Raw genomic sequence first — 19,099 nt, 5'->3', positions numbered from 1 at the left:
CATGGCGAAAACGAGCCGTTACCCATCGTATGACGTGTGGGAGGAACACGAGGCCTGGGACCCTCACACCCGGAACATCGTGGCCAAGCGGCGCACTCCGCAAGTGGCCTGTCGTTTTTTTACCAAAACGGAAGCGATACTGCTGCAGTCCATCGTCAGCGTGCTGGTGGATGACCACCGGCTGGAGGTGCTGACGTACGTGGTCCAGCATCTGGACGAAACGGCCGCCAGTCCGATCGGTGAATCGCAGCGGAAAGTGGGGGTGCCGCCCAAACAGCAGTTGTACCTTCTGGGCTTGGCCGGAGTCAACGAGGCCAGCCGCGAGATGTACGGCGAGGAATTTCCCGGCTTGAAGCGGGAAGAGCAGCAGGCTGTGCTGGAAGCGGTGGCTGCCGGGCAGGTTCCCGCTACGACCGCCTGGGCGCAGCTGAACCCCGTCGACTTTTTCACCAAGCTGCTCCGCGACACGGTGGAGGCGTATTACTCTCACCCCCTGGTCTGGTCGGACATCGGCTACGGCGGACCGGCGTATCCGCGCGGCTATGTGCGCGTGGAAAAAGGACTGGTGGATCCCTGGGAGGCGAAAGCGGATGGAGAATAAGGACCGGGTTACGCATCACATCGACCATTATGAAGGGCATCGTTCCAAGCGGCTGGATCAGCGCCGGTACGCGGACGGGGCGGATGTCTGTATCGTCGGGGCGGGGGCGGCAGGCGGCGTGCTGGCATACGAACTGGCCAAGGCCGGGCTGCGCGTCGTCGTGATCGAAGCCGGCCCCTTCTGGAATCCGCAGACCGATTTTGCCAGTGACGAATTGGCGATGAAAAACCTCGGCTGGCAGGAGACCCGCCTGGTCGACGGGAACAATCCGCTGCGGCTGGGGCACAACAACTCGGGAAGGGGCGTAGGGGGCGGCACGGTTCATTTTACCGGGGTTTTCCTGCGGTTTCACGAGAGCGACTTCATGACCAAGACAGTGGATGGTGTAGGCGAAGACTGGCCGATCCGCTATCAGGACCTGGCTCCCTACTACGACAAGATCGAGCGGGAAATTGCCGTGTCCGGTCCCGATTACTTCCCCTGGGGGCCGTTCAACGGGCCGTATCCGTTTCCGGTGCGGGAGCCGATCAGCGCCAACTCCCAGTTGTTTCGCGAAGCGTGCGCAAAATTGGGCTTCGACAGCGTCGTCGCGCCGCTGGCCATTTTGTCCGCGCCGTTTGACGGCCGGCCTCCCTGCATCAACCGTGGATTTTGCAACCAGGGCTGCATGCCCAACGCCAAGTACAGCGGCTTGATTCACCACATCCCGAAAGCGATCCAGGCGGGAGCGGAAGTGCTGTCCGACTGCATGGTGACGCAGATTCTCACCGATGGGACACGCGTTACCGGCGTTCTCTTTCAACACGGCAACGACACCTACAAGCAGACAGCCCGGGTGGTGATTCTCGCCGGCTATGTCGTGGAGACGCCGCGCCTGCTGCTCAATTCGGCCACGCCCCATTTTCCCGACGGACTGGCCAATTCCAGCGGGTGGGTGGGCAAGGCGATCATGACCCACTCCAGTCAGGACGTGTACGGACTGCTTCCGGAAGAAGTGCGCCTGTACAAAGGGACGCCTGTGCTTGCGTTGACCCAGCATTTTTACGAGACGGACCGGAACCGGGGATTTGCCCGGGGGTACACGCTCAGCGCCCATGGAGCCAGACCGGTGGCGATGGCCGGTGGGATTGCGGCGGAACGGATGGACGGCACCTTATTGTGGGGAAAAGCCTTGCGGGAGACGATGCTGGATTACAACTACTACGCCCGGATCACGCTCGTCGGAGAGGTGCTTCCCAATCCCGACAACGCCGTCACGTTGAGCGACGAGAAGGACGAGTACGGTCTGCCGATTCCTAAAGTGACCTTTTCCTACGGTGAAAACGACAAAAAGCTGATCGCGCACGCCATCGAGCAGATGAAACGGCTGATTGAAGCGATGGGCGGCACACCGCAGCACGTCGTCGACGACACGGCCCACCTGATGGGCGGCTGCCGGATGGGCAAGGACCCGTCGACGTCGGTAGTCAATGAATTCGGGCAAACCCACGACATTCCCAACTTGTTCATCGCGGGTGCTTCCACGTTTGTCACCTCAGGCGGCGCCAATCCGACCAACACGGTGATGGCGCTGGCCGCCCGGACAGCGGACCGCCTGGTGGAAGCAATGAAGACAAGAGACGTCTGATTGGTGTTCACGGAACTGTCGACATCATATCTTCCCTGCCTTATGTGTGTATTGTATACTGATAAACAGATATGCAAGGCAAAGGTGGGGTATTATGGATGTGGATTTGACTCAGGTGCTGTATTTGTCTGAGATCTACAAGCTTCTCGGCGACAAAACACGCTTGACGATCATGGCTCTCCTGCAGGTACAGTCTTTCTGTGTACGCGATCTCGTGGAGATTTTGCAAACATCCCAACCATCTGTTTCCCAGCACTTGGCCAAATTGAAAACACACGGGTTGGTGAAGGAGAAGCGCATGGGTCCCTGGGTGTTTTACTCCCTGAACACGGAGTGCCCACCTGCCGTAAAGCAGATTCTTTCGCACTTGCCGGACCTGTCGCCTCTCATCAAGGAGAAAAAACAAGCGAGTGTGCAATCGCTCGCATAATAAACGACTGTGCGCCAGAGTATTTGGCGAAGCCGCTTCTGCATTGGAAGCGGCTTTATAATGTTTACGCATAAAATTTCTTTAATCAGGAAAAAAGCGTTGAATCAAGAGAGATTCAACGCTTCAGCGTGTAGACAAAGTCTGCGGCGCATGGGAGATCGGGCCCGCTCGCTCGCTTGACGCCCAGCACAGAAGCGAATGATGTCCGCTCCAAAACGAGACGCAGGCAGGGGACAAACATCTGGGTATTTCGAGGAAGTGAGACTTGTGTCCCCTGTTGATTCCCGCGTCTTCGTTTTTCCGCTAAGTCGGTCGTCAAAGGAGCTCGCTTGGCCCATCACTCCATGCCCGTACTTTATCTCCACCTTCGGTTGATCAATGTGCAGGCCTTTCGGCCTGACAACGATGGAAAGATTGTATCCTTGCGGAACCTCAATGAAAAAGTACAGTTTGTCTTCAGTCTGAAGCGTTGAATCAAGAGAGATTCAACGCTTTTTTTAACTGCTCCTTGTCAAAGCCGTGAACGACGATTTGCTCGCCGTCTTCGTTTACGATCAGGGTAACAGGCGTCATGCTCGCTCCCAGTTGGATCGCTTCCTGGAAATAGGCGTCATTTTTGCGGATATCGCGGTCCTCAAACGGGATGTTTTGCTGCGTCAGCCATAATTTTTCCTCCTGGCAGGGGCCGCAGGTAGGCTGTGTGTAGACAATGACCGTACGAGCCATGTGGGTTTGCTCCTTTCGTACTCAAATGAAAGGGAATACTTCGCGGCGGGACAGGGGAACTCCTGCCGCCATCGGCACTTAGAATGCCCAAAAACCACAGCGAACCGACACCGCCCCTTGAGCCGTCCCCGTGTGGTTTCGCTGCATGATGAGGAAAAATCAGGTGGAATAGATACATAGCTAGCGGTGCACATTATATTCAGTGACATGGAGGAGGTGAATGGACGATGCCGAAACAAAACAAACAAGCAGGTGCCAACCAAGCGCAACAACAAGCTGCGCAAAACACCGCTACCGAATTTGCAAGCGAAACCAACGTATCGGAAGTACGCCGTCAAAACCAGCAATCCGCTGCGAAATCTGCTCAGCAAGCGCAGCAACCTACCGAATAACAGGAACAATCACCCCCGCTTTTTTGCGGGGGTTTGTTTTTTGATTTGATGCAGCACTTGCCAATAATAGAATGGGGTGATATCGTCACTGCATAATCAAAGAATGGGGAGCGGGATTGTGTATGATCGTGGGAATTGGCACGGACATTGTGGAAATCGGACGCGTACAGGCGCTGATCGAGCGGCGTACGAAAGCGCTTGACCGCCTGTTTACGGACGCGGAAAAAGCACTGCTGGACGGGAAGGAGAAGGCGCGGCGGGCGGAATATCTGGCCGGCCGGTTTGCTGCCAAGGAAGCGGCGGCAAAGGCGCTCGGCACCGGGATTGGCAGCCAGGTAGGCTTTCACGATCTGGAAATCTTCTCTTCGGACACAGGCAAGCCGGACCTGCGCATCAGCAGGGAGGCGCTGGAGCGGGTCGGACTCACACCGGAGCGGGTACGGGTTCACCTCAGCATTTCCCACAGCCGGGATTATGCCGTGGCGCAGGTTGTAGTGGAAGAACTGTAAAACTTGTCTGCATATCGGGACGAGGATGGACATAGATTTATATCGCGTAGATCAGGAGGGACTACCTGCTCTAACAGATAGGGTAAGTCTTCAGCCGATCAAGGCGATGTCGCGTCCCCGATACCCGAACGGATTATTGACACGATGTGCGCGGAAGAGGCGAAAGACTGACAGATTTCCCAGGAAATAGACAGGGGTGCCCTTCTTTGTCGAAATTAGCAGACAAGGAGGAGTTCTTTGAATGAAACGGGCAGCTTTTCCACTGGTTTTCTTGTTGGTCTTTTCCCTGCTGCTCGGCGGCTGCTTCGGTCAGAAAACACCGGACGATGTGGTGGATGACCTGAGCAGCACGCTGGACAAGATGGCCGGCTACAAATCTCAGGCCGTACTGACGATGCAGACTGGCTCCACGGCGATGGAGTACGACGTGTCGGTGTGGTACGAAAAACCGACCAACTACCGTGTCGCGCTCACGTCCAAACAGCGAGGCATTACGCAGATCATCCTGCGCAACAATGAAGGGGTGTTTGTCCTGACGCCGCATCTCAACAAGAGCTTCCGCTTCCAGAGCGGCTGGCCGGAAAACAACGGTCCGCTCTATCTGTACGAGACGCTGGCCCGCAGCATCATTGACGACACGGAACGCAAGATGGAAATGGACGACAAGCAGTACGTATTTGAAGTCAAGGCCAATTACTCCGGCAATCGCTCCCTGACCAGGCAGAAGATCTGGCTGACGGAGGAGCTGAAGCCGACGCGTGCGGAAATCATGGATTCCAATATGAATACACTGGTTACGATCAACTTTACCGACTTTGTGTTCAACCCGCAATTTGACAAGGATGCGTTTGACAAAGACCGCAACATGAGCACCAGTTCGCTGCCGGTGGTGCCGACGCTGTCGCAGGCAAACGACACAAGCAAACCGCCATCCAGCCAGTTCGGCGTCATTGTGCCCACCTACATCCCCGAAGGCGTGAAGCAGGGCGACATCGAGCCGGTTACCCGGGACGGTGAACGGACGGTCGTATTGGAGTACAAGGGTTTGTACAACTACAAGTTGATTGAAGCGCGCCCCACGGCGACATCGGTGTCCTCGGAGCAGGGGGTTCCGGTCGATCTGGGCTTCACCATCGGGGTGCTGATCCAAAATGCTGACAATCAGCGCTACCTGAGCTGGGAACTGGACGGCGTGGAGTTTACGCTGACCGGCGACCTGCCGGAAGAGGAAATGGTCAAGGTGGCCCAATCCACGTACGGCGTGAGCGGTAAATAATCAATCGGGACGGCATTCGCCGTCCTTTTTTGTCGTGTATGGGGCTGTCTCTTTCGCATCGACTGCAGTGCCGGGAATTTCAGCGGGTTGCCGGGAATAGCAGCGGGGTGGACGAAAAGTACATACTGCCCGCGACAAGCGAATTGACATACAGCGTCAGAAAGCGATAAAGTCGAAGTAACTACGCGATGAGGTGAAGCATCATCCATGAAAAAAACGTCCGATGAGATTTTGTACCAGGAAGAGTCCGGCTACAAAGACCTGCTGCTGCGAAAAAACATGAAAATGCGCATTATGGAGACGCTATTCTTTGTGGTCGGGATGCTCTTGTTGTCTCAATTTTTCAACACACAATCACCGGCTTTCAAAGTGCTTGCCTTTGCCATCGCGATCGCGGTCGTCTGCCTTGCGCCATTTGTGTACAAGTATACGCTGCGGCCGTCGTACAAGCTGACCAAGACGCATCTAATCGTTTCCATGGGCGGTCGGGAGACGAGATATCCGCTGTCGGAAGTGGAGCCGATTTTTGAAGGCCGCCATTTGTACAAGTTGGGCGGCAAGCGGCATTCGTTGATGGTGTCCCGGCAGTTCCTCAACCACCTCAACGAACGGCTGTTTGTCTATCAAAAGCTGCAAAAGAGGAGATAACGAACGACATGAAACCGTACTGCCGCGATACCTGGGTTGAAGTGGATCTGGATGCGATTCGGGCCAATGTGCAGGCGTTCCGCCGCCACATACCGGCTTCCACCGGCATCATGGCCGTGGTCAAGGCGGACGGCTACGGACACGGCGCCTTTCACGTCGGCAGGGAAGCGCTGGACAGCGGGGCGAACTCGCTCGCCGTAGCGATGCTGGACGAAGCGATCGTGCTGAGGAAGGCGGGGATCACCGCGCCCATCCTGGTGCTCGGCTATACGCCGACGGATTCAGTGGTGACCGCCAGCCGTTGGGAGGTGGAGCTGACCGCCTACCATGCCGATTGGATGACGGAGGCGAATCGCTTGCTGCAGGAGGCGTCGGCCAAGCCTGTCGGTATTCACATCAAGGTGGATACGGGCATGGGCAGGCTTGGCGTGCGCTCCAAAGACGAGCTGTTTGCCGTGGTGGAAGCGCTCGAAAACAGTCCCCTGCTCCGCTGGGCGGGCATTTTTACGCATTTTGCTACTGCCGACGAACCGGATGTCACGCTTGTCTGCGAGCAGCACGAGCGGTTCCAGTCGTATTTGCGTGCCTTGCGGGAGACGGGCAGGCGTTTGCCGCGCGTTCACTGCGCCAATACCGCTGCCTCCATCGCCTTTCCCGAATGGGGGTATGATACGATCCGTTTAGGCATAGGTTTATACGGACTATACCCATCCGCCTACATGAAGCAGCAGGCTCGCGTGCAACTGGTCCCTGCGCTTTCCCTGAAGACCCGGATTGCCCATCTCAAGCACATGACCGAACCGCCCTATACGATCAGCTATGGGGCGACGTACACTGCGCAGCCGGGCGAGCAGATTGCCTCGCTGCCGATCGGGTATGCCGACGGGTTTTCGCGGCTGCTGTCCAATCGCGGATCGGTTTTGGTAAATGGCTGTCGGGCGCCGGTGGTCGGCAGGGTCTGCATGGACCAGATCATGGTCAGGATCGATCACGGAACGGCACGGGTGGGTGATGAGGTGGTGCTGTACGGCAGACAGGGGGACGAGGAAATCTCGCTGGATGAAGTGGCCGATTGTTTGGGGACGATTAATTACGAGGTCGCGTGCATGCTTGATCACCGCATCCCGCGCGTCTATCTGCGGGACGGCAAAGTGGTGGACGTGTACCATTTACTGACGGGTCAGCGTGCCCTGTCACAAAGTGTAAATAACTAGCACTCGACATCAGGCAGGAATTTGCGGATGGAACGCGAATACAACTAGAGCGCAAAACAGGCTTTTTTTTGCCTAACAGCGATCGGACAGGTATATTTTTGAAAATGGTTCGACATAATGGTATTGTTCCTACTGGATCGCGGTGGAACGAGTCTGCGGGATGTTACGGTCATGGTTGGAGGTGGATTTGTCTTGTCTAAGTCTAACACGAAACGCATCATGATCAGCTTGCCACATCACCTGCTTCAGGAAGTGGATGGCGTTATTCAGAAAGAAAAATCCAATCGCAGCGAGTTTATTCGCCAGGCGATGCACCTTTACTTGAAAGAGCGCAAAAAGCGTGTCATTCGCGAAACCATGCAAAAAGGTTACATGGAAATGGCGAAAATCAATCTGAAAATGGCATCGGAGGCATTTGGCGCAGAGGAAGAGGCTGACCATACTCTTATCCGCTTAGTTAGCGGGGTGTGACTTGTGATTGTCAAACGTGGCGATGTGTTTTTCGCTGACCTGTCACCGGTCGTTGGCTCTGAACAGGGAGGCGTACGGCCTGTTTTAGTGATTCAAAACGATATTGGCAATCGCTTTAGTCCAACGGTCATCGTCGCCGCCATTACGGCGCAGATTCAGAAGGCTAAACTGCCGACGCATGTAGAGATTGACGCAAAAACGTACGGATTTGACCGTGACTCCGTAATTCTGCTGGAACAGATTCGAACCATTGACAAACAACGGCTGACCGATAAGATAACGCATCTGGACGACGAGATGATGGATCGCGTCAATGAATCCCTGCAGATCAGCCTGGGACTCATTGACTTTTAATCGTTTGCCTGATGCTCAGACAGCAAAAACCACTTGTGCAGCAAGTGGTTTTTTTGCTGTCGGGGCAGGGATTCAAAACAGCGGCAGCGAAATGATTTCGTAGACAAAAATTGACACGTTTTGCTAAATCGGATCGGTGACAAGTGCAGATGGAAGGAGTTTCCGGTTGTGACAGAGCCTTTTTCAGAACAAGTCAACATCGCTACAGAGGCGGACATTGTCACGGCCAGGCAGATCGGCCGCAACATGGCGAGACAATTGGGCTTTGGCACCATCATGCAGTCCCGCATCGCCACCACCATTTCCGAATTGGCCCGCAACATCTACCTGTACGCGGGCAGCGGCACGATTTTCATCGAACAGGTGGAGCGGGACAGCCGTATCGGGTTGCGGATCACGGCTGCCGACACCGGTCCGGGCATCGCCGATATGCGCAAGGCGATGGAGGACGGGTATTCCACCTCAGGCGGTTTGGGAGCCGGACTGCCGGGTGTGAAGCGGATGATGGACGAGTTTTTTCTGGAGAGCGTTCCCGGAAAAGGAACGCGTGTCATCGTTGTCAAGTGGCGGAACGAAGCGGGGGGAGGTGACCCCGATTGACGTATGACGACCTGGAAGAACAGTATGCACGGTTGTTGAGAGATTACCGGGAGGGCAAAGGAGAAGCCCCTTTGTACGGCGCCCAGCAGTTGGGCAAGCAGCTCTTGGCCCGCAACGTCTCCCCGGAAGAGCTCGCCGACCTGCACGGACGGGCGCTGGAGCGTTTGGGGCCGGTTCCCGAGTTCGTCCGGGAGTCGTTTCAGATTTTGACGGAAATCATGATCGAGTATGGGAACGCGTACCGCTCGATTCACAGTTGGCGGAGCCGGCACCAGCAGTTGGAGTCGGAAATCGCCGTAGCTTCCGCGATGCAGCAGGCACTGCTGCCGCAGCGGCTGCCCTCCTGCCCCGGTGTGGATGTAGGGCTGGTCAGTGTGCCGGCCAAACAGATGAGCGGCGATTACTACGATTTTGTCTGCCACGACAGTCACAGGTTCAGCCTCGCGATCGCCGACATAACGGGGAAGGGTATCCCCGCCGCCATGTGCATGTCGATGCTCAAATATGCGATCGACGGCCTGGGCGAGATGGAGCTGGGGCCGGCAGGCATCCTGCGTCATTTGAACAATGTCGTGGAGCGGAACCTCGATCCGAGCATGTTTGTCACGATGGTGTACGGCCGTTACGACGCGGATGTTCACCGCTTTTGCTACGCGACGGCGGGACATGAACCGGGCTTTTTGTACCGGCGGGCCGAGGACCGCTTTTACGATCTCGAAGGCAGGGGCGCAGCTCTGGGGATTGCGCCGGGAAGCACGTACGAGGAGCGGGAAGTCGAGCTCGAACCGGGAGATTGCCTCATCCTGTTGACGGACGGCGTGACGGAACGCAAGGTAGGACGGGCGTACTTCCAACGGGAGGAGCTGGTTTCCTATCTGCAGGGGGAAGTGGGAGTGCCGGCCCAGGAGATGGCCAACCGTCTCTACCACAGGCTGCTGCTCCTCTCCCAGTTTGAACTGCCGGATGATTACACCATGATCGTACTTCGACGGACGTGAGCACAGCATACGGGAGGGAGTTCGGATGGACCTGACGATTACGCACACGAGCAACGGCGGTGAACACGTGCTGGTACTCGCAGGGGAAATTGACGCCTATACGGGGCCGCAGCTAAAGGAGCGCCTGCTGCCGCTGGTCAACCAGCCGGACGTAAGGAGCGTCGCTGTGGATCTGACAGCCGTTGAATACATGGACAGCACGGGGATCGGGATTTTTGTCGCGGCGATGAAAGTGTGCAGGCAGACGGGCTGCCGGCTCCTTGTGGAACGCCTGTCGCCGCGGGTGGAGCGGCTGTTTCGGCTCACCGGATTGTATGAACGAATTGTTCCCCGCAAAGGAGAGAGCGACGAATGGCGCAACGACCTGAGGCCGATGTGATCCGACTGACGCTGCCAGCCCAGGCGGAGTATGTGGGCGTTGTCCGCCTGACTGTTTCGGGCATTGCCAACCGGATGGGATTTGCCTACGAGGAGATCGAAGACATCAAGCTGGCGGTGGCCGAGGCCTGTACCAATGCGGTGAATCACGCTTACGACCGCGCCGCCGAGGAGATGGAGCTGAGCGTCACCTGCCGTGTCTTCCCGGATCGCCTGGTCATCGAAGTGGCCGATCAGGGGAAAGGGTTTTGGTTTGACAGAGAGCCGGCAGATTTGCGGCCAATCCACCCCGATGCCGACCTCGATGACGTGGCCGAAGGAGGACTGGGGCTGTTCCTGATCCATGCGCTGATGGACGAGGTGGACGTTCAGGTGAGCGAGGGAGTGACGGTCACCATGACCAAGTACCTGCGGGGGGATGGGGTGGCTTGTGATGACCGGGCGGATTCCGAAGCGGAAGCCTAGCCGCGAAGAACTGATACGGCTGGTCGGCGCGTTTCGTGAGACAGGGGACCCCGGTCTGCAGGAGACACTGGTGCGCGCCTATACCCCACTCGTCGAGACGCTTGCGAGAAAATTCGTGCGCGGCCGGATTTCCTACGAGGACGTGTTTCAGGTGGGCATGCTCGGGCTGCTTGCCTCCTTACGCCGGTTTGACCCTGCGCTGGGCCGCACGTTTGAGAGTTTTGCCGTGCCGACCATTGTCGGGGAGATCAAACGCTACATCCGCGACAAGACCTGGAGCGTCCACGTCCCCCGGCGGATCAAGGAGCTGAGCCCGAAGATCAAGCGTATCGCGGACGAACTGACTGCCCGCCTGCAGCGCTCCCCGCAGATTGCGGAAATCGCGGAAGCGCTCGGCATCAGTGAGGAGGACGTGCTGGAGACGCTGGAGATGGGACGGAGCTACTATTCCCTGTCGATCGACAGCGAGCTGGAGTCGGACAGCGACGGCAACGCCGTCTCGCTTCTGGACATGGTCGGGGTAGAAGAGGAAGGGTATGACCGGATCGACCGGCAATTGATGCTGGACCGCGCCCTGCATGCTTTGGACCAACGGGAACAGGCCATCATTCATCTTACGTTTTTTCGGAATTTGAGCCAAAAGCAGGCAGGGGATCTGCTGGGCATGTCCCAGATGCACGTTTCGCGGCTGCAGCGCAGGGCTCTCGGCAAACTGCGCGCGGCGCTGCAAGCTGACAACCCGACATCATAACGCAAACGACGGCGGAGGTGGAGATCACCTCCGTTTTTTGGTCCGATGCGCGCTGGGGGCGATTTGACGGTTGTGATACAATAACCGCGTAGGATGAGAGCAGGAGGTACGGAATGGACCAAACGTTGATGATCCAGACGATCGCGCAGGAGACGGGCGTCAAGCCGCATCAGGTGGAGCGCACGACTGCCTTGCTGGACGAAGGCAATACGGTGCCCTTCATCGCCCGGTACCGCAAGGAAATGACCGGGCAGCTGGACGAAACACAGATTCGCGCCATTGACGAGCGCGTTCGCTATTTGCGCAACCTGTCCGTGCGCAAGGAAGAGGTTATCCGGCTGATCGAGGAGCAGGGCAAACTGACCGACGAGCTGAAGGCGGCCATCGAACGCGCCGTCAAGCTGCAGGAAGTGGAGGATTTGTACCGGCCGTACCGGCAGAAGCGGCGGACCCGGGCCACGATGGCCAAGGAAAAGGGCTTGGAGCCATTGGCCATGTACCTGTTGGGGTTGCCTGCGGCGGGTGACCCGGCAGCTGAGGCGGCCGCGTACCTCAACCCAGAAAAAGGCGTGGAGTCAGCGGAGCAGGCGCTGCAGGGAGCAATGGACATCGTGGCTGAACAACTCTCGGACGATGCAGAGATTCGGCAGTGGGTCCGGCAGCGGACGTTCCAGAAAGGGGTGCTGGTGTCGGAGCAAAAGGCGGAAGAAGCGGACGGGAAAAACGTCTACCAGATGTACTACGCATTCAGCGAGCCGCTGAAAAAGGTGGTTCCCCACCGCGTGCTGGCGATCAACCGGGGCGAGAACGAAGGCATCCTCAAGGTTGCGGTCGAGGCGCCAGTGGAGGAGATTCTCGCCTATCTGAAAAAACGCGTCATCACCCGGGAGACGGTGGCCCGCCCCTGGCTGGAAGCGGCTGTGGAAGACAGCTACAAGCGCCTGATCGCCCCGTCGATCGAGCGGGAAGTGCGGTCAGAGCTGACGGAGAAGGCAGAAGAGAGGGCGATTCACATTTTCGCGGAAAACCTCCGCAATCTCTTGCTGCAGCCTCCGCTGAAGGGCAAAGTGGTGCTGGGCGTTGACCCGGCCTACCGGACCGGCTGCAAGCTGGCCGTCGTGGACGAGACCGGCAAACTGCTGGAGGTGGCCGTCATCTACCCGACGCCGCCTGCCAACAAGGTGGCGGAAGCGAAAGCCAAGGTTGTGGAGCTGATCGAAACATACGGCGTGCACGTCGTCGCCATCGGCAACGGAACGGCCTCGCGGGAGACGGAACAATTCATCGCCGGGGTCTTGAAGGAGCTAAAGCAGAGCGTGTTTTACATCATCGTCAACGAGGCGGGCGCCTCTGTCTACTCCGCTTCGGAACTGGCCAAGGAGGAATTTCCCGATCTGGACGTGGCCGAGCGCAGCGCCGTATCGATCGCCCGCCGTTTGCAGGACCCGCTGGCTGAGCTGGTCAAGATCGACCCCAAATCAATTGGCGTCGGCCAATACCAGCACGACGTCTCCCAGTCCCGCCTGGCGGAAAGCCTGCAGTTCGTCGTGGAGTCGGCGGTCAACCACGTCGGGGTGGACGTCAATACCGCTTCCCCCTCCCTCTTGCAGTACGTTTCCGGCATTACCCGCCAAGTGGCGAGCAACATCGTGAAGAAGCGGGAGGAGATCGGAAAGTTCACCGATCGCTCGCAGTTGAAAGACGTGCCTCGCCTCGGGGCCAAAACGTATGAACAGTGCATCGGCTTTTTGCGGATCATGGACGGCGTCAATCCGCTGGACAAAACGCCGATCCACCCCGAATCCTACGCGGCGGTGCACAAACTGCTGGCGATCATCGGCATCACTCCCGATGAGATCGGCAGCCAGACCTGCCGCGAACGGCTGCAGGCGCTGGATCTGGCGGAAACGGCGCGGCAATTGGAGATTGGCGAACCGACGCTTGCCGATATTGTCGACAGCCTGCTGCGCCCCGGACGTGACCCGCGGGACGAACTGCCCAAGCCCCTGCTGCGCAGCGACGTCCTCCAGCTCTCCGACTTGTCCGTGGGAATGAAGCTGCAGGGCACGGTCCGCAACGTGGTGGATTTCGGGGCGTTTGTGGACATCGGGCTGAAAAACGACGGTCTTGTCCACATCTCCCGGATGCGCAAAGGCTTTGTCAAGCACCCGCTGGACGTGGTGACGGTGGGCGACATCGTCGACGTCTGGGTGGTGGAGATTGATGAACAGCGGCAGCGCGTCGGCTTGACGATGATTGCCCCAGAGGAGTAAGTGCCCGGACGTCCTTCCGTCTCGGCCGAGGGAGGCCGCCTGCACGCAAAAAAAAGCGGCCTCTGCTTACTCCAAGCGGCCGCCGTGCTTTTCCAAATATAAAAACCAGCAACTGTTCAACAGGCGAATCTGCCGCACGTCCTTTCCGAAGAAGGCACGCTGCAGTTGCCTGCGCATCCACTGTGGCATGAGAGTACCTCCTGGCGTCAATCATCTATAGGCAATGTATGCCGAAGACGCGCCGGAGGTACCTGTTTCTTTGCGATGCTTATTCCTCTTCGTTCAAAAACTCAAGCTGCGCCTGCAGGGCGCGGATTTCCGTGAGCAGGGAAATGAGCGGATACTCGCTCTCCTGAAGCGCGGCAAAACAGCGCTCCAGACGGCTGACGTAAGCGAGGCCCTCTTCGATTGGGCAGGCGTCGCTCAGCAGTTCCAGTCCGGTGCACTCGGCGATGATGACGGGCAATTCCGGACGGTCGGCGATCGTCAGCTTGCCGATCTCCTTGTGCAGCCGTTTGAGCAATGCGACCAGTTGGTACATATGGGATTCGGGCATGGCGACAAAGCGCAGCCCGGTCTGTTCCTGCAAGATCAGATAACGCATAAGTCCTCCACCATTCTACGTGTCTTTCCCAACAAGTGTAGCTCATTCATCCGTTACTTTTCAATACGTGCGGGAGAGGTCGAGGGGACAGGCGGAGGACGGGGAGGAACCCATGACGGATCAGGAATTGCAGACGCTGGTGGAAACCATCTCGGAGGCGTTTTTTGGCAAGTCGTTTCGCCATCGCGCCCGCTTTAACCGGCGGTTGCGCACGACAGGCGGGCGGTACTTGCTTCATTCACACGATATCGAATTAAATCCCCGCCATCTGCAAGAGCACGGAGAAGCGGAACTGATCGGCATCATCAAACACGAGCTGTGCCACTACCACCTGCACCTGGAAAAACGGGGGTATCGGCACCGCGACCGGGAGTTTCGCGAGCTGTTGAAACAGGTGGGCGGCAGCCGGTACTGCCAGCAGGTAAGCGGCGGACGGACGCGGCTGCCCTACCGGTACGAACTGGTCTGCCGGGAGTGCGGCATGCGCTACAAGCGCAAGCGAAAGATGAATCCGGCTCGGTACCGCTGCGGCCGCTGCCGGGGCAAGCTGTCGCTCAGGGAGCTGGCGCGGGCGGACGGCAGCTGACTGTCGGCGGGGAGCGCGCGGGAGACAACAGGGCTTGTCAGGGAAAGCCCTCTTCCTTGCGTGCTTTTGGACGACAACGGTATAATGAATGCACTATGTGGAAAAAGGAGCGTTCGCGGTGGCGCACGACGAATTTTCGCTCATCCGCCAGTGGACGAGCCGTTCGGCCGGCCAGGAAGGAAACGGGCTTTCCGTGGGAATTGGCGACGATGCCGCCGTCTTTTCCCCCTCCCCGGGCATGGAGGTAGTCGCTTGCTGTGACGCCATGGCGGAAACCGTCCATTTTCTGCGGGAGACGATGAAGCCGAGCGATATCGGTTACAAGGCGGTTATCAGCAACATCAGCGACGTGGCGGCAATGGGCGGGATCGCCCGCTTTGCCCTGGTCAGCATCGCCGTACCCCCGCACTGGACAGCGGCGGAATGCCGGGAAATCTACGACGGGATTTACGAGGCGTGCGCTGCGTATGGCGTCCGGGTGATCGGCGGGGATACGGTGGCGGCGCCCGACGCCCTGCACCTGTCCGTGACTGTATTGGGGGAAGTGGAAAAGGGGCGGGCGCTTCGCCGCTCGGGTGCACGGCCGGGGCAACTCGTGTTTGTGACCGGTCACCTGGGAGGATCGGCCGCAGGACTTCATCTGCTGCTGCAGACCAGAGACGCGGGAGCGCGCGTGCCGTCTGAGTGGTCGGAGCTTGTCGCCTGCCACCAGCGGCCCGCGGCGCAGATTGAGGCAGGACGCCTGCTGCTTGCGTCCGGAGCGGCGGGGGCGCTGAACGACATCAGCGACGGGCTTGCCTCCGAGCTGTGGGAGATCGCAGAAGCGAGCGGCGTGAGCCTGGTGGTGGACGCCGCGCAGGTGCCGATGCACGAAGCGACCCGTGCGTACGCCGCACAGGCGGGCAGGGACCCGCTGGACTGGGCGCTGTACGGAGGCGAAGACTATCAGTTGGCAGGCACGGTGGACCCGGCGGGCGCGGAGACGCTTGCGCGGCAATGTGCCCAATCGGGCATATCCTTTCGCATTATCGGCCGCGTGGAAAAGGGCGGACCGTCCGTCACGCTGTGCCGCGACGGCGTATGCGGTCCGATGGCAAAAGCGGGCTACAATCATTTTGCACAAGCCGACTGACAAGAGAGGATGACAGGGATGACATACAGGTGGACGCTGTCCGGAGTCGCGGAGACCCAGCAGTTTGCCGAACGTCTGGCGGAACGGTTGCGGCCAGGCGACTTTCTGGCGCTGGAGGGTGACCTGGGCGCCGGCAAGACGACTTTCACCCAGGGACTGGCCCGCGGTCTGGGCGTGAAGCAGGTGGTGAACAGTCCGACGTTTACCATCATAAAAGAGTATCAGGGACGGCTGCCGCTTTATCACATGGACGTCTACCGGGTGGGGGACGATGTGGAGTCGCTCGGCCTGGACGAGTATTTTTTCGGTGATGGAGTCTGCGTGGTCGAATGGGCTTCCCTGATCGAGGATGTGCTGCCGCAGGAGCGGCTGACGATCATCTTGCGAAACGAGGGGGCGGACACCCGCCGCATCGAATTCGTGCCGCAGGGAGAGCGGTATGTGACTTTGTGCGAGGAGTTTGATAGTGATGCGCGTACTGGCGATTGACACGTCCAACCTGGTATTGAGCGTAGCCGTGGTGGAGGAGGGACGTGTGCTGGCGGAAGTGACCACCAACCAGCAAAAAAACCACTCCGTTCGCCTGATGGACTGCGTCTCCCGGCTGTTGGACGAGACGGACACGCGGCCGGAACAGCTTGCCGGCATCGGCGTGGCAAAAGGACCCGGATCGTATACAGGTGTCCGCATCGGCGTCGCCACGGCCAAAAGCATCGCTTGGGCGCTGAACCTGCCCGTCGTCGGCGTCTCCAGCCTGCAGGCGGTGGCGCAAAACGCGCTGGGCTTTCCGGGACTGATCGTTCCCTTGTTCGACGCGCGGCGGGGACAAGTTTACAGCGGAGCGTACCGGACAGCAGGAATGGAGGCGGTCGAGGTCCAGTTGGCCGAACGCATCATCCTGCTCTCCGACTGGCTGCCGCTGCTGTGCAAAGAAGCCGCAGGAGAACCGATCCTGTTCCTGGGCGAAGACGTCCGATTGCATCGGGAGACGATTGCGGCGGCGCTGGGAGATCAAGCCCGGTTTGCTCCGGCTTCGCACAACCATCCGCGGGCGGCCCATATCGGCCTTTTGGCACTGGGCGAGATCGAGCACGCCGGATCGGCGCATGCCCTGGTGCCCGAGTATCTGCAACTGGCAGAAGCAGAAGCAAAGTGGCTGGCCCAAAATCAGGAGGGTTCCCAAAAGGAGTAGAGGCATGGAGCAACAAGAACCGGTAGGATTTCGCTTTATGACACTGGCCGACGTACAAGCGGTTGCGGAACTGGAGCGGCTGTCGTTTACCACACCCTGGCCGCCCGATGCGTTTGTCAACGAACTGACAAGAAACCCCAACGCACGCTACGTCGTTGTCGTGAACCGGGAAAACAAGGTAATTGCCTACTGCGGGATGTGGGTTGTGCTGGACGAGGCGCACATTACCAACGTGGCCGTGCACCCCGCCTGGCGGGGGAAAAAGATCGGGGAGCGGCTGATGCGTAAAATGATGGAAGTGGCCGTGGCGTATGGAGCAAGGAGCATGACGCTGGAAGTGCGCCCGTCCAACACCGTGGCCCGACGCTTGTACGCCAAACTGGGCTTTGAGGAGCGGGGGCTGCGCAAACACTACTATTCGGACAATAACGAAGACGCGATCATAATGTGGGTGACACTGCAATGAACAGAAGAGAACCTTCCCGCTACGAGGAACGCGTGCGGCAGGCATACCAGGCGCACAAGGACTCGGGGGAACCAACGTACATTTTGGGGATCGAGACGAGCTGCGACGAGACGTCGGCTGCGGTGGTGCAGGACGGCCGCATCGTGCTGTCCAACGTGATCGCCTCACAGGCGGACATACACAAACGCTTCGGCGGGGTGGTCCCGGAGGTGGCCTCCCGTCGTCATGTGGAAAACATCACGCTGACGATCGAGGAGGCCTTGAGCCAGGCAGGCCGGTCACTGGATGACATCCATGCCATCGCGGTCACGTACGGCCCCGGTCTGGTAGGCGCGCTGCTGGTGGGTGTGGCGGCGGCCAAGGCCATATCCTTTGCCCGCGGCATCCCCTTGATCGGTGTTCATCACATCGCCGGTCACATCTACGCCAACCGGCTGGTGGAAGAGATGCAGTTTCCACTGGTGGCGCTGGTTGTCTCGGGCGGCCACACCGAGCTGGTGCTGATGAGAGCGCACGGCGAGTACGAGATTCTGGGAGAAACCCGGGACGACGCCGCCGGTGAAGCGTACGACAAAGTGGCCCGGGCGCTGAAACTGCCTTATCCGGGCGGACCGCACATCGACCGGCTGGCCCGTGAAGGAGAGCCGCGTGTGCCGCTGCCGCGCGCCTGGCTGGAACCCGACTCCTATGATTTTAGCTTCAGCGGGCTGAAGTCGGCGGTGCTCAATACGCTGCACAACGCTTCGCAGCGGGGAGAGACGATCGATCCCGCCGACCTGGCGGCCAGTTTTCAGGATTCGGTGACCGAGGTGCTGGTGGAAAAAACGATCCGGGCGGCGAAGGAATACAAGGCCCGGCAGGTGCTGCTGGCCGGTGGCGTGGCCGCAAACCGCGGGCTGCGTGAACGGCTGCAGCGGCGCTGTGAGGCGGAGGGCATTGCCCTGGTCATCCCGCCGCTGTCGCTCTGTACCGACAATGCCGCGATGATCGCAGCCGCCGGGTACATCCAGTACCAGAAAGGCCAGTTTGCCGACCTTGACTTGAACGGCGTGCCCGGTCTTTCCCTATCGTGATAAAAGAGGGCTTGCGGAAGTGACTCCGCAGGCACTCTTTTTTTCATAGGGGCTTCATCTCGGTGTGGGGAAGAAAATTATATCAGCGTGTAGACAAAGTTCGCGGCGCATGGGAGATCGGGCCCGCTCGCTCGCTTGACGCCCGGCACAGAAGCAGATGAAGTCCGCTCCAAAACGAGACGCGGGCAGGGGACAAACATCTGGGTGTTTCGATGAAGTGAGACTTGTGTCCCCTGTTGGTCCCCGCGTCTTCGTTTTTCCGCTGAGCCGGTCGTCAAAGGAGCTCGCTTGGACCATCTCCTATGTCATATTTTCTAACATTTATTTGCGGAT

25 protein-coding genes are annotated in these 19,099 nt (G+C 58.8%); 22 read left to right on the top strand and 3 right to left on the bottom strand.

From position 1 onward, the window contains the following. Position 1: 1 nt before the first annotated feature. The 3 genes from Q7F15_RS18505 (at position 2) to Q7F15_RS18495 (ending at position 2,658) form a co-directional block, all read left to right on the top strand. Positions 2-601, top strand: a complete 600-nt coding sequence (locus Q7F15_RS18505) for a gluconate 2-dehydrogenase subunit 3 family protein (RefSeq protein WP_171566164.1) — start codon at positions 2-4, stop codon at positions 599-601. Beyond that, positions 591-2,228, top strand: a complete 1,638-nt coding sequence (locus tag Q7F15_RS18500) for a GMC family oxidoreductase (protein ID WP_212133478.1) — start codon at positions 591-593, stop codon at positions 2,226-2,228. The genes Q7F15_RS18505 and Q7F15_RS18500 overlap by 11 nt, the downstream gene beginning before the upstream one ends. Before the next feature lie 94 nt (positions 2,229-2,322). After that, positions 2,323-2,658 (top strand): ArsR/SmtB family transcription factor, encoded by a 336-nt coding sequence (locus Q7F15_RS18495; RefSeq protein WP_171566167.1) that lies wholly within the window; start codon positions 2,323-2,325, stop codon positions 2,656-2,658. 474 nt (positions 2,659-3,132) lie between these two features. On the opposite strand, the gene Q7F15_RS18490 is transcribed toward Q7F15_RS18495, so the two are convergent. Then, positions 3,133-3,384: a glutaredoxin family protein gene (locus Q7F15_RS18490; protein ID WP_171566169.1), complete on the bottom strand. Its 252-nt coding sequence runs from the start codon at positions 3,382-3,384 to the stop codon at positions 3,133-3,135. A 227-nt stretch (positions 3,385-3,611) separates the two neighbouring features. On the opposite strand from Q7F15_RS18490, the gene Q7F15_RS18485 reads away from it, so the two are divergent. From Q7F15_RS18485 to Q7F15_RS18425, 13 genes are all read left to right on the top strand, one after another. After that, a complete protein-coding gene (locus Q7F15_RS18485) occupies positions 3,612-3,776 on the top strand; it encodes a gamma-type small acid-soluble spore protein (RefSeq protein ID WP_171566170.1) in 165 nt (54 codons plus the stop codon). 122 nt (positions 3,777-3,898) lie between these two features. Next, on the top strand, positions 3,899-4,285 hold the full coding sequence (acpS, locus tag Q7F15_RS18480) for a holo-ACP synthase (protein ID WP_171566171.1): 387 nt from the start codon (positions 3,899-3,901) through the stop codon (positions 4,283-4,285). A 241-nt stretch (positions 4,286-4,526) separates the two neighbouring features. Next, positions 4,527-5,561 carry a DUF4367 domain-containing protein gene (locus Q7F15_RS18475; RefSeq protein WP_171566173.1) on the top strand — a complete coding sequence of 345 codons (1,035 nt, stop codon included), beginning with the start codon at positions 4,527-4,529 and terminating at the stop codon, positions 5,559-5,561. A gap of 207 nt (positions 5,562-5,768) precedes the next feature. After that, a complete protein-coding gene (locus Q7F15_RS18470) occupies positions 5,769-6,209 on the top strand; it encodes a hypothetical protein (protein WP_171566174.1) in 441 nt (146 codons plus the stop codon). Between the two features lie 8 nt (positions 6,210-6,217). Then, positions 6,218-7,423 carry an alanine racemase gene (gene alr, locus Q7F15_RS18465; protein ID WP_171566176.1) on the top strand — a complete coding sequence of 402 codons (1,206 nt, stop codon included), beginning with the start codon at positions 6,218-6,220 and terminating at the stop codon, positions 7,421-7,423. A gap of 171 nt (positions 7,424-7,594) precedes the next feature. Then, complete coding sequence (locus Q7F15_RS18460) at positions 7,595-7,894, top strand: CopG family ribbon-helix-helix protein (RefSeq protein ID WP_171566177.1); 300 nt, start codon at positions 7,595-7,597, stop codon at positions 7,892-7,894. A 3-nt stretch (positions 7,895-7,897) separates the two neighbouring features. Further along, a complete protein-coding gene (locus Q7F15_RS18455; protein ID WP_005830205.1) occupies positions 7,898-8,248 on the top strand; it encodes a type II toxin-antitoxin system PemK/MazF family toxin in 351 nt (116 codons plus the stop codon). A 168-nt stretch (positions 8,249-8,416) separates the two neighbouring features. Next, the gene (locus Q7F15_RS18450; protein WP_230077681.1) at positions 8,417-8,848 is read left to right on the top strand and encodes an anti-sigma regulatory factor; all 432 of its coding nucleotides are present in this window, start codon (positions 8,417-8,419) and stop codon (positions 8,846-8,848) included. Next, entirely contained in the window at positions 8,845-9,846 is a 1,002-nt protein-coding gene (locus Q7F15_RS18445) for a PP2C family protein-serine/threonine phosphatase (protein ID WP_171566178.1), read from the top strand. Before Q7F15_RS18450 ends, Q7F15_RS18445 begins: the two co-directional genes overlap by 4 nt. Positions 9,847-9,871: 25 nt before the next feature. After that, positions 9,872-10,225: an anti-sigma factor antagonist gene (locus Q7F15_RS18440; RefSeq protein WP_171566180.1), complete on the top strand. Its 354-nt coding sequence runs from the start codon at positions 9,872-9,874 to the stop codon at positions 10,223-10,225. Beyond that, entirely contained in the window at positions 10,198-10,689 is a 492-nt protein-coding gene (rsbW, locus tag Q7F15_RS18435) for an anti-sigma B factor RsbW (protein ID WP_171566182.1), read from the top strand. Before Q7F15_RS18440 ends, rsbW begins: the two co-directional genes overlap by 28 nt. After that, the gene (sigB, locus tag Q7F15_RS18430) at positions 10,658-11,440 is read left to right on the top strand and encodes an RNA polymerase sigma factor SigB (RefSeq protein WP_171566184.1); all 783 of its coding nucleotides are present in this window, start codon (positions 10,658-10,660) and stop codon (positions 11,438-11,440) included. Before rsbW ends, sigB begins: the two co-directional genes overlap by 32 nt. A 113-nt stretch (positions 11,441-11,553) precedes the next feature. Then, positions 11,554-13,713, top strand: a complete 2,160-nt coding sequence (locus Q7F15_RS18425) for a Tex family protein (protein WP_304414776.1) — start codon at positions 11,554-11,556, stop codon at positions 13,711-13,713. A 66-nt stretch (positions 13,714-13,779) separates the two neighbouring features. Here Q7F15_RS18425 and cmpA read toward each other — a convergent pair whose 3' ends face one another. Together cmpA and Q7F15_RS18415 are read right to left on the bottom strand one after the other, a co-directional pair. After that, a complete protein-coding gene (cmpA, locus tag Q7F15_RS18420) occupies positions 13,780-13,902 on the bottom strand; it encodes a cortex morphogenetic protein CmpA (protein ID WP_171566187.1) in 123 nt (40 codons plus the stop codon). A gap of 79 nt (positions 13,903-13,981) precedes the next feature. Beyond that, positions 13,982-14,317 carry a hydrolase/acyltransferase gene (locus Q7F15_RS18415; RefSeq protein ID WP_171566189.1) on the bottom strand — a complete coding sequence of 112 codons (336 nt, stop codon included), beginning with the start codon at positions 14,315-14,317 and terminating at the stop codon, positions 13,982-13,984. A 112-nt stretch (positions 14,318-14,429) separates the two neighbouring features. Here Q7F15_RS18415 and Q7F15_RS18410 point away from each other — a divergent pair, with 112 nt between their 5' ends. The 6 genes from Q7F15_RS18410 (at position 14,430) to tsaD (ending at position 18,766) form a co-directional block, all read left to right on the top strand. Beyond that, positions 14,430-14,903 (top strand): SprT family protein, encoded by a 474-nt coding sequence (locus tag Q7F15_RS18410; RefSeq protein ID WP_171566190.1) that lies wholly within the window; start codon positions 14,430-14,432, stop codon positions 14,901-14,903. A gap of 118 nt (positions 14,904-15,021) precedes the next feature. After that, positions 15,022-16,035 carry a thiamine-phosphate kinase gene (gene thiL / locus Q7F15_RS18405; RefSeq protein ID WP_212133475.1) on the top strand — a complete coding sequence of 338 codons (1,014 nt, stop codon included), beginning with the start codon at positions 15,022-15,024 and terminating at the stop codon, positions 16,033-16,035. Between the two features lie 18 nt (positions 16,036-16,053). After that, positions 16,054-16,524 (top strand): tRNA (adenosine(37)-N6)-threonylcarbamoyltransferase complex ATPase subunit type 1 TsaE, encoded by a 471-nt coding sequence (gene tsaE, locus Q7F15_RS18400; protein ID WP_171566192.1) that lies wholly within the window; start codon positions 16,054-16,056, stop codon positions 16,522-16,524. Beyond that, on the top strand, positions 16,505-17,227 hold the full coding sequence (tsaB, locus tag Q7F15_RS18395) for a tRNA (adenosine(37)-N6)-threonylcarbamoyltransferase complex dimerization subunit type 1 TsaB (RefSeq protein WP_171566193.1): 723 nt from the start codon (positions 16,505-16,507) through the stop codon (positions 17,225-17,227). Before tsaE ends, tsaB begins: the two co-directional genes overlap by 20 nt. Before the next feature lie 4 nt (positions 17,228-17,231). After that, the gene (gene rimI, locus Q7F15_RS18390; RefSeq protein ID WP_171566195.1) at positions 17,232-17,693 is read left to right on the top strand and encodes a ribosomal protein S18-alanine N-acetyltransferase; all 462 of its coding nucleotides are present in this window, start codon (positions 17,232-17,234) and stop codon (positions 17,691-17,693) included. Then, positions 17,690-18,766 carry a tRNA (adenosine(37)-N6)-threonylcarbamoyltransferase complex transferase subunit TsaD gene (gene tsaD / locus Q7F15_RS18385; RefSeq protein WP_304414775.1) on the top strand — a complete coding sequence of 359 codons (1,077 nt, stop codon included), beginning with the start codon at positions 17,690-17,692 and terminating at the stop codon, positions 18,764-18,766. Before rimI ends, tsaD begins: the two co-directional genes overlap by 4 nt. Positions 18,767-19,099: the final 333 nt, after the last annotated feature.

The sequence above is a fragment of the Brevibacillus aydinogluensis genome, assembly GCF_961514395.1.
GTDB lineage: Bacteria > Bacillota > Bacilli > Brevibacillales > Brevibacillaceae > Brevibacillus > Brevibacillus aydinogluensis.
This window is presented reverse-complemented; position numbering and strand designations above follow the sequence as displayed.